At 71.1% G+C, this 13825-nt stretch carries 16 protein-coding genes; 10 read left to right on the top strand and 6 right to left on the bottom strand.

Features of this window, described 5'->3' with window-relative positions:
- Positions 1 to 86 precede the first annotated feature (86 nt).
- A complete protein-coding gene (locus BMH31_RS08790; RefSeq protein ID WP_099723344.1) occupies positions 87 to 602 on the top strand; it encodes a DUF4190 domain-containing protein in 516 nt (171 codons plus the stop codon).
- A 126-nt stretch (positions 603 to 728) separates the two neighbouring features.
- Here the strand turns inward: BMH31_RS08790 and BMH31_RS08785 are convergent, their stop codons facing one another.
- The gene (locus BMH31_RS08785; protein ID WP_099723345.1) at positions 729 to 1223 is read right to left on the bottom strand and encodes a GNAT family N-acetyltransferase; all 495 of its coding nucleotides are present in this window, start codon (positions 1221 to 1223) and stop codon (positions 729 to 731) included.
- A 142-nt stretch (positions 1224 to 1365) separates the two neighbouring features.
- Between BMH31_RS08785 and BMH31_RS08780 the strand changes: the two genes are divergently transcribed.
- The 7 genes from BMH31_RS08780 (at position 1366) to BMH31_RS08750 (ending at position 4643) form a co-directional block, all read left to right on the top strand.
- On the top strand, positions 1366 to 1551 hold the full coding sequence (locus BMH31_RS08780) for a CsbD family protein (RefSeq protein ID WP_099723346.1): 186 nt from the start codon (positions 1366 to 1368) through the stop codon (positions 1549 to 1551).
- Between the two features lie 63 nt (positions 1552 to 1614).
- The gene (locus BMH31_RS08775; protein WP_099723347.1) at positions 1615 to 1878 is read left to right on the top strand and encodes a GlsB/YeaQ/YmgE family stress response membrane protein; all 264 of its coding nucleotides are present in this window, start codon (positions 1615 to 1617) and stop codon (positions 1876 to 1878) included.
- 39 nt (positions 1879 to 1917) lie between these two features.
- Positions 1918 to 2460 carry a DNA starvation/stationary phase protection protein gene (locus BMH31_RS08770; RefSeq protein ID WP_099723348.1) on the top strand — a complete coding sequence of 181 codons (543 nt, stop codon included), beginning with the start codon at positions 1918 to 1920 and terminating at the stop codon, positions 2458 to 2460.
- A gap of 136 nt (positions 2461 to 2596) precedes the next feature.
- Complete coding sequence (locus tag BMH31_RS08765) at positions 2597 to 2827, top strand: hypothetical protein (protein ID WP_099723349.1); 231 nt, start codon at positions 2597 to 2599, stop codon at positions 2825 to 2827.
- Positions 2828 to 2851: 24 nt separating this feature from the next.
- Positions 2852 to 3373: a MarR family transcriptional regulator gene (locus BMH31_RS08760; protein WP_099723350.1), complete on the top strand. Its 522-nt coding sequence runs from the start codon at positions 2852 to 2854 to the stop codon at positions 3371 to 3373.
- Between the two features lie 105 nt (positions 3374 to 3478).
- Positions 3479 to 3799, top strand: a complete 321-nt coding sequence (locus BMH31_RS08755; protein WP_099723351.1) for a thioredoxin family protein — start codon at positions 3479 to 3481, stop codon at positions 3797 to 3799.
- A 199-nt stretch (positions 3800 to 3998) separates the two neighbouring features.
- Positions 3999 to 4643, top strand: a complete 645-nt coding sequence (locus tag BMH31_RS08750) for a DUF2076 family protein (protein ID WP_099723352.1) — start codon at positions 3999 to 4001, stop codon at positions 4641 to 4643.
- 63 nt (positions 4644 to 4706) lie between these two features.
- Here BMH31_RS08750 and BMH31_RS08745 read toward each other — a convergent pair whose 3' ends face one another.
- From BMH31_RS08745 to fepB, 5 genes are read right to left on the bottom strand one after another with little or no spacing between them, the layout of a single operon-like run.
- Positions 4707 to 5537: an SIP domain-containing protein gene (locus BMH31_RS08745; protein ID WP_099723353.1), complete on the bottom strand. Its 831-nt coding sequence runs from the start codon at positions 5535 to 5537 to the stop codon at positions 4707 to 4709.
- Positions 5534 to 6460 (bottom strand): ABC transporter ATP-binding protein, encoded by a 927-nt coding sequence (locus tag BMH31_RS08740; RefSeq protein WP_099723354.1) that lies wholly within the window; start codon positions 6458 to 6460, stop codon positions 5534 to 5536. The genes BMH31_RS08745 and BMH31_RS08740 overlap by 4 nt, the downstream gene beginning before the upstream one ends.
- Positions 6461 to 6470: 10 nt before the next feature.
- The gene (locus BMH31_RS08735; RefSeq protein ID WP_241898204.1) at positions 6471 to 7502 is read right to left on the bottom strand and encodes an iron chelate uptake ABC transporter family permease subunit; all 1032 of its coding nucleotides are present in this window, start codon (positions 7500 to 7502) and stop codon (positions 6471 to 6473) included.
- Positions 7499 to 8548, bottom strand: a complete 1050-nt coding sequence (locus BMH31_RS08730; protein WP_099723355.1) for an iron ABC transporter permease — start codon at positions 8546 to 8548, stop codon at positions 7499 to 7501. Before BMH31_RS08730 ends, BMH31_RS08735 begins: the two co-directional genes overlap by 4 nt.
- A 4-nt stretch (positions 8549 to 8552) precedes the next feature.
- On the bottom strand, positions 8553 to 9554 hold the full coding sequence (fepB, locus tag BMH31_RS08725; RefSeq protein ID WP_099723356.1) for a Fe2+-enterobactin ABC transporter substrate-binding protein: 1002 nt from the start codon (positions 9552 to 9554) through the stop codon (positions 8553 to 8555).
- An 86-nt stretch (positions 9555 to 9640) separates the two neighbouring features.
- Here fepB and BMH31_RS08720 point away from each other — a divergent pair, with 86 nt between their 5' ends.
- Positions 9641 to 11104, top strand: a complete 1464-nt coding sequence (locus BMH31_RS08720) for a helix-turn-helix domain-containing protein (protein WP_099723357.1) — start codon at positions 9641 to 9643, stop codon at positions 11102 to 11104.
- A 282-nt stretch (positions 11105 to 11386) separates the two neighbouring features.
- Entirely contained in the window at positions 11387 to 13804 is a 2418-nt protein-coding gene (locus tag BMH31_RS08715) for a chitobiase/beta-hexosaminidase C-terminal domain-containing protein (protein ID WP_099723358.1), read from the top strand.
- The last annotated feature ends 21 nt before the right edge of the window (positions 13805 to 13825 follow it).

Below are 13825 nucleotides of genomic sequence, written 5' to 3'. Positions count from 1 at the left end.
AATGGAAGCGCCCGACCTCGCGCGGATCTACGCCGGCACCGAGGCGGGCACCGCCACCTACCCCCCCCCCCCCCGAAAGAGCGAACATGTCAGACACGCAGCCGAACGGCCAGCAGCCCGCAGATCAGCCCCAGGTTCCCTCGGCCGCCCCGCAGCCGCAGGAGACTTCAGCGCCGCAGGAGACCTCAGCGCCGCAGGCACCCGGAACCCCGACCCCCGCGCACCAGGCACCCACGGCACCGGCGGCTCCCGCCTACGGCGCACCCGCGACCGGGGCCCCCGCCTACGGCGCGCCCGCGGCCCCGCAGGCTCCGACCTACACCGCGTCCTACACGGCACCCGCTTCGGCTTCGAACGGCATGGCGATCACGAGCATGATCCTCGGCATCGTCTCGCTGCTCGTCGCTTGGATCATCGCGATCCTCGGCTGGGGAGCGAGCATCACCGCGCTCGTCCTCGGCATCCTCGCCCTGCGCAAGGGCCAGTCGAAGGGGATGGCGCTCACCGGCATCATCACCGGCGCCATCGGCATCCTCTGCTCGCTGTCGAGCTCGATCATCGGCGTCATCATCATGACGAGCGTGATGAACAGCTCCTACTGAGCATTCGCACGCGCAAACGGGGAGGCCCCCACCGCTTCGGCGGTGGGGGCCTCCCCGTTTGCGCGTGGGACGAGCCTCAGGCTCGTGCCGAACGGCGGATGCCAGGAGGCGTAGCCCGACCCCGGGTCACCGCTCCGGCGCCGCCGCGAGCTGCAGCGCGTACCAGCGATCGCAGTACGGCGAATCGCTGAACGGCGCGACGGGCTCATACCCGCGACGCTCGTACATCCGGCAGGCCTCGACGAGGTCGCTCCGAGTCTCGAGCCGCACCTCCCGCAGCCCGCGTTCCCGAGCTTCCGCTTCGAGACGGTCGAGCAGTGCGGACGCCACCCCGCGACCGCGCACGGAGGGACGGGCGAACACCTTCGTGAGCTCTGCGGTCCCATCGCTCGGGAACCTCAGGCTCGCCATGCCTGCGGCCGCTCCGTCGACACGCGCGATCACCAGGATCCCGGTCGGTTCCCGGAGTTCGTCCGCCGGCTCCTCGCGGACGGCGCGATCGACCTCGTGCGCTTCGGCGGGCCGCCCCCACCAGCGCGCGACGACATCGCCCAGGTACTCGCGGATCAGGGCGACCGCCTCGGCGTCGTCAGGTCGCACAGTCACCGTTTCAATGCCCATGCCCCCAGTCTCTCAGCGCGTTCGCGCCGTTCATGCGCGCTCGGGTTGCGGTCTCGAAAGAATTGCCATAACGTTTATGACACTCAGTGAGATACTTACTGAGCTTGTATTCCAATCACTGCCACAACGAGAGGACCCGGACATGAGCACCGAGAACAAGATTTCGGCCGGCATGGACAAGCTGAAGGGCAAGGCGGAGGAACTGGTCGGCAAGGCCACCGGCGACGACGCGAAGGTCGCGGAGGGCAAGGCGACCCAGGCCAAGGGCGACCTCAAGCAGACCGCCGAGAAGGCGAAGGATGCCGTCAAGGACGCGTTCGACAACTGAGCGCCCGAGATCCGGTGCCGCGGGCACCGGTGATTCCCCCACCGACGCACGAGGAGAACGATCATGGGATTTCTTGGATTTCTGCTGCTGGGCCTGATCGCAGGCGCGATCGCAAAGGCGATCCTGCCCGGGCGGCAGGGCGGCGGCTGGTTCGCGACGCTGCTGCTGGGCGTCGTCGGAGCGCTCCTGGGCGGCTGGTTGGGCAGCTTGCTGTTCAACGCTCCGCTGCAGGACTTCTTCTCCTTCCAGACCTGGATCCTGGCGATCGTCGGCTCCATCGTGGTGCTGCTGATCTACGGACTGGTCACCGGCCGCAAGCGCGAGTGACGCGCGACAGCCGAAACTGAGACGAGCGAAGGGAACGACATGACTGCCGAGAACGTCGACACGATCACCCTCCCGAACCCTCGGGGGGACCGGGCGACCGACCTCCAGGAGGCGGAGACCGGGTTCATCGCGCCGCGCGCCCTGCGCGACGCGCTCCAGAAGGTACTGGTCGACCTGATCGCACTGCACACAGTCGGCAAGCAGGCCCATTGGAACATCGTCGGGCCGAACTTCCGTGACCTCCACCTCAATCTGGACGAACTGGTGAGCGTGGCACGGGACGGTGCCGACACGGTCGCGGAGCGCATGCGGGCGTTGCACGCGGCCCCGGACGGCCGCCCCAGCGTGATGGCCGGGCAGACCTCGCTCCCCGAGTTCCCGGACGGCGAGATCCTGACGCACGACGCGATCCGGGAGATGGTGCGCGCCACCGAAGCCGCCGTACGCACGATGCGCGAGGTCCATGACGTCGTCGACGAGGCCGACCCGGCTTCGGCGGACGTGCTGCACGAGTTCATCGTGAAGCTCGAGCAGCAGGCCTGGTTCATGGGGGCGGAACTCCGCACCCCCGGCGGCCGCTGAACCGTGGACCTCGGGCGGGGCCGGGTGCACAGACTCCCGGCCCCGCAGCGACCCCCTGTCCCTCCCTCGACTCTTCGCTGCTGCAGCGGCTCGAACGGATCCCACGAGCAGCGAACTTTTATACTGGAGACCCACAATGACGTTGATCGCTCCGGAACGGGCATCGGCAGAATCCCCGCCGCAGGCGGAGGTGTGGACCGAGGTGGAGCCCGGCTTCTGGGCCGGGAACCGCCCCGGCGAGTTCCTCGGAACCATCGAGGAGCACCGTCAGGGCTTCATCGCCTTCGACGCGCTCCATCGGCCGCTCGGGGTGTTCCTGACGCTCGCGGACGCCCAGAAGCGCATCGCCCGCCCCACCAACCACTAGTCCCTATTCTCATCGGAGGGTGAGATGCCGCAGAACATCATTCGCCACGAGCAGGAGCACCTCTACGCCGAGCCGCCGAGGTCCGACGCCGGCCGCGAACTCGCATCGGCGCTGCTTCGCCTGCGCCGCGCGGAGCACGTGCAGGAACACCGCGCGCTCACCTCCTCGAGCCTGTCCAACCTCGACCTCCGCGCCCTCCGCTACCTGGTCCAGGCGCAACGCGACGAGCGCAGTATCGGGGCGAAGGACCTCATCGTCATGCTCGGCACCTCGAGCGCCAACATCACCAACGTCATCGATCGGCTCGTCGGACGCGGATACGTGGAACGGATGAAGCACCCGAGCGATCGGCGCGCCAGCGTCCTCGTCCCCACCCCCGCGGCCGTGCAGCAGGTCGATCTCGCCATCGGCTCGCATCACGCGCGCCTCGTCGAGCAGATCGACGAGCTGGACGATCGGGATGCCGAACTCGCCGCCTCGGTCATCGCCCGGATCGCAGCCTCCCTCGATGATCTGGCCGAAGAACAGCGCCGCATGGCCGGCTGATATTCCGTCCGGTCGACCCCTTTGCCGATACGGCAGAACCGCTTGCTGCGCTCTCCGGCCCCCCGGGAACCTGGAACCTCCGACACCGACCGGAGGGAAGATCCCATGACCATCGAAGCCACCGCGACCACGCTGCAGACCGCGCTCGACGGCGACCGCCCCGTCCTCATCCAGTTCTGGGCCGAGTGGTGCGCCCCCTGCCGCGCCATGATCCCCGTCGTCGACCGCTTCGCGGCCGAGAACGAGGATCGGGTCGAGGTCGCTCGCGTCGACATCGACGCGCACCCCGGGCTCGCGGCGAACTACCGGGTGACCGCGGTGCCATCGTTCGTCGTGCAGCGGGGCGATCGCGTGCTCGACGGACTCACCGGCGCGATGCCCCCGGTTGAGTTCGCGGCGCAGATCGACCGGGCGCTCTCGCGCTGAGCACCGCCGCCCCCGCGCGGTGCGGGAGCGACGCGGCGGTCCCGCTGAACAGTGGAGAACTCCAGTCTTCGTGCGGCTCGCAGCCGCTCCGCAGCATCCTCCCGGCTCGGGCAATGCGGCGGTTCCTAGCGTGGGAAGTCCACCGACGAGAGCACCCGGAGCGTGCAAGCGCACGGGCCGCCGCCGAGAAAGGACCCTCATGGACGCCGCAGACGCCCGCCTCATCACCGACCTGGCCGACCGCATCCGCGCTGCAGGACCCCCCGCCAAGGATCCTGATGCCGAACGGTTGATCTTCGAGCAGATCGGTCGCATCCCGGACTCACTGTACGTCCTCGTCCAGGCCGTGCTGCTGCAGGAGCAGGCGCTGCGCGGCTCGCAGGATCGGATCGCCGAGCTCGAGCACGAACTCGAGTCGCGTGCCGAGCCGGCACCGCGCCGCGGGTTCCTCGACAGCCTGTTCGGCGGAGGCGAGCCGGAGACACCGGCACCGAGCCGGGGTGCCGCGTACGCTCAGCAGGCTCCCCCGGGCGCCGCCGCGCCCGCCCAGCCGCATCCGGGTGCCTCCGGCCCCGTTCTGGGCGCCCCCGCCGCGAGCGGAGGCGGCAGTTTCCTCCGCACCGCGGCGGCCGGAGCGCTCGGCGTCGCCGGGGGCGTGCTGCTCGCGTCGAGCATCTCGAACCTGTTCGCCGGCGACGGCGCGCAGAACACCGACGCGCCGGGCGAGCCCCAGGGCGATGCCGAGCAGGCTGCGTACGACCAGGGCGCCGCCGACCAGGCGGCCCCGGACGGCGGCGGCTGGGATGCCGGTGGTTGGGACGCCGGAGGCGGCTGGGACGTCTGACCCGTTCCGCGAACCCGTCGGGCTCCGAAGCATTCGCTGCGGGGCCCGACGGGTTCGCGCCGCCTAGATCGCGAGCGCGAGATCGTCGAGGTCGCCCACGGTCCCGCCGTCGGCCAGGACCTGCTCGTAGGCGACGAGACGCTGGGCATCGATCTCGGAGTTCGTCGTCCCGCGCTTCCAGTAGCCGAACACGGCCACGTCGTCCTTCCCGAGCCCGTGCTCGTTGCGGAAGAAGGACCGGATCCGCTTCATCTCATCCCGCTCTCCGGCGCCCCAGACGACCAGCGCGGACGGGTCCTCGATCGTCCCGAGCTGCGCGTCGAAGCCGTCCCCCGGCCGCACCTGCTCGAGAGATACGCCCGGCAGATCCGGCAGCTCGGCGAACGCGACGTCGTCGTCGGTGGCGATCCAACCGCGGGCCGATAGCGAGGCGTCGGCCTGCTGCAGAATCGCATACAGTGCGGGGATCGCGGTGGCGTCGGCGAACAGCACCGCTTCCCGGCCTGCACGCTCGGGGATGGGGAAGTGCGGTCGCGGCCCGCCGAACTCGACGGTGTCGCCGATGGCGAGGGTGTCGAGCCACTGCATCATCGGGCTCGATGCACCGTGCCGCACCACGTCGACCTCGATCGTCTCGGTCACGGGATCGCCGGATCGCACCGTATAGACACGTGACGTGGAACCGAAACGATCATCGAGGTAGAAGCGGATCGCGACATTCGGGCGCAGCCAGAGCGGCTCATCGGACAGGCCGGGGATGTGCAGCACGATGCGCACGAGCTGCGGGGTGATCTCGGAGATCGCCCGCGCTGTCGCGGTGGCGAGCTGCAGCCCCCGGTTGTGATCGGCGGAGCGGATCGCCGAGGTGCGGTGCATCGGGGTGGAATCGGTCATGAGCGGATACTCCTGGTTTCTGCCGCGGAACCGGCCGCGGCGATCGGGGTGGTCGGTACGATCGGGACCGCGCGTCCTCGGTCCGGTTCGGGAATGGGGACGGGAGGGCGGGAGCCGCCGCGACGGTCGCGCGGGACGATGAGCGGCGCCCCCGTTTCGGGATCGTCGAGCACGAGCGCGTCGAGGTCGAACACGCGCCGCAGCAGATCGGGGGTGATCACCTCGGCGGGGCTTCCCTGCGCGGCGATGACGCCGTCCCGCATCGCGACGATGTGGCTCGCGTAGCGCGCCGCGAGATTGAGGTCGTGCAGCACGGCGACGAGCGTGCGTCCATCGGCGTGCAGACGCGAGAGCAGATCGAGCACCTCGATCTGATGAGCGATGTCGAGGTAGGTCGTCGGTTCGTCGAGCAGCAGCAGCGGCGTCTCCTGTGCGAGCGCCATCGCGATCCAGGCCCGCTGCCGCTGCCCGCCGCTGAGCTCCTCGACGAGCCGGTCGGAGAGCTCTTCCATGCCGACCTCGGCGAGCGCGGAGGCGACCGCGGACTCGTCCGCTCGGCTCCACTGCCGCAGCAGACTCTGGTGCGGATGCCGGCCTCTCGCCACGAGATCGGCGACGGTGATCGCCGCCGGTGCGACCGGGGACTGCGCGAGGATCCCGATGCGCTTCGCGAGGTCCTTTCGACCGAACGAGGCGAGGTCGCGGCCATCGAGCGATACGGTGCCCTCGCTCGGCTGCACGGCCCGCGCCAGGGAGCGTAGCAGCGTCGACTTGCCGCATCCGTTCGGGCCGATGATCACCGTGAATCCGCCGCTCGGCAGGACGAGTTCGAGATCCGAGACGACGGTGCGGTCGCCGTAGCGAAGGGTGAGGTCCGCCGTCGCCAGTTCGGGCGCGGATCGGGAGGTTCGAGGAAACGTCATCGGGGTCCCTTCAGATGCGGCGGGCGAGGAGCCAGAGGAGATAGGCGCCGCCGAGGACGCTCGTGACGAGGCCGACCGGGGTGCGCAGCCCGATGTCGAGGTTCTGTGCGAGCAGGTCCGCGCCGACGAGGAGCACTGCACCGACCAGGGCGGAGAGGCCGATGAGGACGCCGGGCACCGGTGCGAGCCTGCGCGCGATCTGCCCTGCAGCGAACGCGATGAATGCGATCGGGCCGGCCGCGGCCGTCGCGGCGGCCGCCAGGCCCACCGCGAGGAGCATCGCGCCCAGGCGCGTGCGTTCGGCTGCCACGCCCACGCCGCTCGCCGTGTCGTCGCCCATCTCCATGATCGCGAGACTCCGGCAGAGCGCCACCAGGAGCGGCACGGTGACCGCGGCGGCGATCAGCAGGGCCCAGACGTGCGGCCATCCGCGTCCGACGAGGGAGCCCGAGCTCCAGAGCTGCGCCAGCAGCGCATCGTCGACATCGGCACGGGCGATGAGCAGCGATGAGAGCGCACTCACGACCGCTCCCACGCCGATGCCGACCAGTACGAGCCGGAGGCCTCCCGTCACGCCGTCGCGACGGGCGAGCAGGTAGACGACGATCGCCGTGGCGATCCCGCCGAGCACCGCTGCCGCCGCGGTCGCGATCAACCCGCCGCCGAGCACGACGATCTGGAAGACCGCGGCGGTCGCGGCGCCCGAGGTGAACCCGATGATGTCGGGCGAACCGAGCGGATTGCGCGACAGCGACTGGAACACGGCCCCGCTCATGCCGAGCAGCGCGCCCACCAGGGCCGCGGTGAGCGCCCGGGGCAGGCGCCGACCGAGCACGGAGCGCACGAGCGACGGGCGAGCATCGCCGGAGGCGACCGCGGCGAGCTCGTCGAGCCCGATCCGGGTGGAACCGACCGACAGGGAAGCGCCGAGGAGCCCGGCCAGCACCGCGAACGCGAGGATCGCAACGATCGCGGCGCGCGGACGGATCCGCAGCGACAGCGATCCGACGCGGAGCACGCGACCGGGCAGCACGGCGCTCACAGCGCGGCCACCCGGCGCGAACGCACGATCGCGATGAAGAACGGTGCACCGAACAGTGCAGCGGCGATCCCCGTCTGCAGTTCCGCCGGTGCGACGATCGCCCGCCCGATCGTGTCGGAGACGACGAGCAGCGCGGCTCCGAGCACGAGCGAAGCGGGAAGCAGACGGCGATGCTCATTCCCGGTGAAGCGCCGCGCGATGTGCGCCGCACCCAGCCCGATGAAGCCGATCGGACCCGCCGCAGCGGTGGCGGAGCCCGCGAGAAGCACGACGGCGAGCGCGGCTCCGATCCGGGTTCCGGCGACGCGCGCGCCCAGGCCCGAGGCCGCCTCGTCCCCGAGCGCCAGCGCATCGAGCGCGGGAGCGAGCGCGAGCGCGGCGAGCACGCCGACCGAGATGAACGGCAGCACGATGAGGATCACCTCGAAGCCGCGCCCCTGCAGCGAGCCGATCGCCCAGTAGCGGTACGTGTTGAACACGGTCTCGTTGCTGATGAGCACCATCTGCGTCAGCGCTCCGATCACGATCGCGACCGCGGTTCCGGCGAGCGCGATGCGCACCGGCGTCGCAGCTCCGCCGCGTGCGGTCCCGAGCAGGTACACCACCACCGCGGTGGCAGCCGCTCCCGCGAACGCGAACCAGATGTACCCGCCGACGTCTCCGATGCCCAGGTAGGCGATGGCCAGCACTACCAGCAGGGAGGCACCGGCGTTGACGCCGAGGATCCCGGGGTCGGCGAGCGGGTTGCGCGTGACCGACTGCATGAGCGCTCCGGCCAGGCCCAGCGCTGCGCCGACCGCGATCCCGAGCACGATCCGGGGAAGCCGGGACTGCACGACGATGAGGTGCGCGTCGTCCGTCGGGTCGTAGGCGACGAACGCCGCGACCACGGTCGCGGGATCGATCCGGTGGGAGCCGAGCCCGAGTCCGAGCACCGCGGCCGCACCGAGCACCACGGCCGCACCGAGGAGCAGTGCCGCGGTGCGGCCGGTCGCCGAGCGGCGGGACCCGAGGGCCTCGCCGCTCTCACGGACGGACGGGATCATCGGCTCAGCCGGCGAAGGTCTTGACGAGCAGCTCGACCGTGCGCTTGGCGCTGTAGTAGTCCAGCCGGAAGGCCTCGGTTCCGAGCGAGTAGACGCGCTTCCCCGCGACGGCCGGCTGGTTCGCGAGCAGCGGGTCCCCCGTGAAATCGGCGACCGGGTCGCCGCCGCCCATCGCGACCGTCAGCACGGTCTGCGCCTCGGCGAGCCCCGCCGCGGAGTTCTCGCTCGTGAGCACATCGACGCCGCGGCCGCCCTGGCCGTCGCTGCGGAACTGCTTCGCGACCGGCTGGTAGGTGAACCCGAGAGCGGTGAGCAGCTGGCCCTGCGGGCTCTCCGGGGTGAACGCCCAGGAGCCGTCGGCACCCATGTAGACGAGCGCGGTGGCGGGCTGCTTCGGCAGAGCGATCTTCTTCGCCTGTCCGGCGACCCACGTGTCGTACTCGGCGATGCGATCCTTCGCCTGCTGCTCGAGCCCCGTGATCCCGGCCAGCCTGGTCGTGAGGTCCTGCCACGTGCTGCTGCTGTAGTCGAGCATCACGGTCGGCGCGATCTCGGAGAGCTGCGCGTACGCGTCCGCGGTGGCATCACCGCCGTTCGCGGAGCCGATGATGAGATCCGGCTCGAGTGCGTCGATGCGATCGATGTCGATCTTGAGGTTCTTGTAGGCGATCTCGACCCCGCGCTCCTCGGCGACATCGGCCCACTGGGTGAAGAACCCCCGGTCGTCGGTGAGCGGCGACACGGTCGTGGCGGCCGAGGCGATCACGGGGGCGTCGATCGCGAGCAGGCTTCCGGTGATCGATGGCGAGGTCGAGACGATGCGCATCGGCTTCTTCGCGATCTCGGTCGTGCCGAGTTCGTGCTTCTCGGATCGAGGCCAGGAGCCGGACTCCGCGGCGGCCGCGGAGGACTCGGGCTTCGAGCTCTCCGAAGCGGGTGAGCCGCAGGCTGCGAGCAGGAGCGCGCAGGCAGCGGCGGCGATGAGGGCAGACAGGCGTCCGGCCATGCGGGGACCTCCGGGAGGGGCTGGTTCGACGCGCAGACGGTTCGCCGCGCGATATCCTCAAGTTAGCCAACCCTTACTTTCATCTGTTGATCGAGAGCGACACCGTGTTACCAGCCCTATCGACCCGCCTGACCGAGCCCTCGCTCTATGCGGCGCTGCGGGGATCGGCGCGATTCGTCGCCGAGGGGGTCGCATTCGACGTCGACGCGGGAACGGCGCTCTGGGCCCCCGCGGGAACCCGGCTGGAGGTGCATCCGGACCCCGGGGCGGTCCTGCTCCCCGTTCCGAGGGTGCGGGGCACCGCAGGGGTCCCGATCACCACGCCGTTCGCGGACACGCAGCTGCACGGGCTGCTGCAGGACTTCTCGCTGGCACTCGGCCACCTCGACGGGGACCGGAATCCGCTCGCCGAGGTCGTCGCGCACGGACCGGCACCCATTGCTCCGCCTCCCGACCCGCGTTCTTCCGATCTGCGCGAGCTGGTCGACCGGCTCCTCTCAGATCCGCGGCTCCGTCCGGCCGAGGCGGTCGCAGGCTGGAGCCTCCGAACCGTGCAGCGGCGCTTCTCGACCGAGACCGGTCTGACCATCACCGCATGGCTGCGCCGGGCGCGCATCGCCGAGGCCGCCCGGCTGCTGGTCGACGGACGCGACCTCGAGTGGGTGGCGCACCGAGTCGGGTACCGCAGCGTCGCCGGGTTCATCCGGAGCTTCGCCGAGGTCACCGGCCGGACCCCGGGCCGTTGGCGGTCCGGCGGCGCCGGCTATCCCGGTCCGGGCGAACTCCGGCTGCCGGCCGACGCAGGGGCGGTCGCACGGCGCACCTGGTCACGCGTCAACGGCGCGCACGTCGCCGTCTGGGCCGCCGTCGGTTCGTCGATGATCTCGGTCGGCGGGCGGGCGCTGACCCTCCACCCGGGCGAGGCCGTCGTGCTCCCCGCCGGGGTACCCAACGAGGTCCGGATCCCGGCCGATTCCCTGCTGCTGCCGATCGGCTATCGCTCCGGGCAGTCGGGTGCCGTGGGAGCACCGGTCGCCCCCGCCCGTCTCGGAGGCCTCGAGACCCTCGAACCGGTCGAGTCGATGCTCGCGGCGTACACGACTATCGGAGCTCCGGGGATCGGCGTATCGCGAGGATTCGATGCCGTGCTGAACGGCTCGCAGCGTTCGGAGACCGACGACCGCGACGCCGTGGTGGCGGCCCTCGCCAGCCTGATCGCGCGCGAGCCGCACCTCGAGCTCTCGAGCGCGGCAGAACTGCTGGGGCGCACCGAGCGCGAACTGACGAGCGTCGTGCGCGAACGCGCCGGGTCCCCGATGCCGTCCTGGCGGCGCATGTCTCGCATGACCCGAGCCCGCAACGGCCTCGGGCGCGGCGCCTCGCCGAGCGAGCTCTCACGGGAGCTGGGGTACGCGCACCTTCCCGCGTTCTCACGAGCGTTCCGAGAGGTGCACGGCTCCGGGCCGAGCACGATCCGCGTGCCCGATCTGCTCGCGACCCGGGCGTCCTTCGGCCGGGAGCAGACCTTCGCGGCCCCCGGACGCAGCTGAGATCCGGCGCCTGCGGCCCGAGTTCTCCGACCGCCTCGCCCCTGAGCCTCGCACCGCTCCGCGTCCCGCCGTCGCGCGCACGAGCCCGAGGGCGCGGCCCCGACTTCGCCACCCGCGGAGCGGGAACAGCCGGTGAACATCCCGGCTGCGCGTTCATCGAGAATTCGCGCCCCGTGAAGGGTGTATATACAACTCGTTGGTCTCCGCTCAGGAACCTGGTCCCTGGCGCGGCGCACCGCCGCACCCGCGACGGTGCGCCGTCGCCGAAAGCGAGGAGGCGCGATGCGCAGCAGATGGGGAACGACACTGGCACTCGGAGGAGCGATCCTGCTCGCCGCGGGGACCGCGACCGCCGGAACCGGCGCGGTCGCGTGGGCCGCGCCCGAGACCGCGGCGGCGGGACCGGCCGCGAGCCTCGAGACCGGCCGCTACACGGGGGCGCAGTCCGTGACCCTCACCGCCGCGCCCGGTGCCGAGATCCGATACACCCTGGACGGCACGATGCCGACGCGGGCGAGCACGGCATACTCCGGCCCGATCCGCATCGATCGCTCCGCGAACCTCACGGCGATCGCGTTCACTCCGACGACGGCGAGCGCCCCGACCGTGCGCGGCTATCTGATCAAGACCGCCGAGCAGCCGCTCGCGCAGTTCGCGGTGATGAGCGACATCCACCTCTCGTCCGACTCCCCCGCTCTCGTGAAGAAGTGGGAGGGCTACTTCGACACCCTCAAGCGGATCGCGCCGCGGCCCGACGCGATCGTGTCGAACGGCGACCAGATCAACGACAACAACCACGACACCGCCGCCGACCACCGGTTCCCGCGCGCCATGCTCGAGCAGAACCTCGCGCGCACCGGCATGACGGACACGAACGTGCTCGTGACCTTCGGCAATCACGACGACTACGTGGACCGCATGGCGGCGCAGTACCCGAAGGACTGGTTCCCGCAGTTCGACGGCACGGGCTATTACGAGACGAAGATCGGCGGCTTCCCGGCGTTCGTCGTGAACACGGAGTCGTGGACCTCGGCGCAGGCCACCTGGCTGTACGGGCGCCTGAGCGCCATCTCGAAGGATCCCGCGACGCAGGGCCAGCCGATCTTCGTCTTCGGCCACCGCCCGATCCCGAACACCGTATGGGACGGCGCGCAAACCTCGAACCCGGGTCTCAAGACCAACCTCGACGACTTCCCGCAGGTGGTCTTCTTCTCGGGCCACTCGCACCTGAACATCTCCGACGAGCGGTCGATCCACCAGGACACCTTCACCTCGGTCAACGAGGGATCGATGTCGTACGAGGAGATCGACAGCATGTACCAGGCGTTCGGCTCGGGGCTCGCGAAGGAGCACACGATCCCGACCGCGCAGTCCGTGCTGGTCGAGGTCTACGGCGACCGCGTCGAGGTCGACCGGATCAACTACGCCGCCGATGCCGGCCGCACCTATGACGACGCCGGGAAGTGGGGCTTCCAGCAGAACCCGCCGTTCCGCTCCACCGGCACCCTCGCGGGCCCCAGCTGGGTCATCGGACGCGGCGCGACCCCTGCCGAGATCAAATCGAAGTTCGTCTACACCCGGGCGAATCGCAACGCCTCGGCCCCGGCTTGGGGCACCGAGCAGCCGACCGTGCGCCAGACCGCGACCGGCCCCGTGCTCCGTCTGCCGCAGGCCGCCGACGACCAGTTCGTGAACGACTACTCCCTCGCGCTGAAGGACGTCGCCGCGGGGACGACCGTGAACCTCGTCGGAGGGAACGACCGCCTCGCAGCCGACTACGTGTTCACGCCTCGTCCGGCCGCGCTCGACATCCCGCTCGCGCTGCGCGGCGGTGGCAAGACGAACCAGCCCGTCGCACCGAGCCCGCTCGTCGCGGGTCGCGAGTACGAGGCCACGCTCGTCGCCTACGACTCCTACCGCAACGCGAGCGCACCGCGCACCTTCCGGTTCGTGGCGGGTGCGCTCGACCGCGCCGCCCTCGACGCCGCGATCCCGAAGGCGCAGGAGCTGATCGGCACCGCGTCGCGGGTACTCGGCGACGAGACCCCCGCGCAGGCCGCGGACCTCGGCTTCGCGATCGCGGACCCGGCTGCCGCGCGCGACCGCATCTCCCAGCTGACGGCGCAGATCGACGCGGCCGGTGCATCGGCGAGCGCGAACGGCGCCGCCGCTCGCGCCGCCGCGGGGCCCGCGACCCAGGACGAGGTCGACGCGGCCGCCGCGCAGATCGTCGAGGGCACCTCGGCACTGCGGCAGCTCGTCACGGCGGTGGATCGCGCTCCGCTCACCGCCGCGCTCGATGCCGCGAAGCCCGTCGTCGACCGGGCGAAGGACGACACCCGAGCGGTCGCGGATCGCCTGCGCACGGCGCAGCGCTCGGCAGCCGGCGTCTCCGAGCGCCTGAACGTGCCCCAGACCGGCATCGACGCGGCGGCGAACGAGCTCGATGCAGCAGTCGAGGCCTACCGCGCGGCCGGGACGCCCACGCCGAAGCCGACGCCGACCGAGCGTCCGACCCCGAAGCCCACCACGGGTCCGAACACCCCGCCGAGCACCGGGCCGGGAACGGGTTCCGGCACGGGCGAGGGCGACGGACTCGCGAAGACCGGTGCCGAGTCGCTGCTGCCCGCGGCGGGCGCCGCGCTCGCACTCGCCTCGGCGGGCGGCGGGCTGCTGCTCCGCCGTCGACGGAACGTCTGATCCGGGGAGCGGGGGTCGGGG

Origin of the sequence: Leucobacter sp. OLIS6, from assembly GCF_002752355.1 — a bacterium.
In the GTDB taxonomy this organism is placed as follows: Bacteria; Actinomycetota; Actinomycetes; order Actinomycetales; family Microbacteriaceae; genus Leucobacter.
This window is presented reverse-complemented; position numbering and strand designations above follow the sequence as displayed.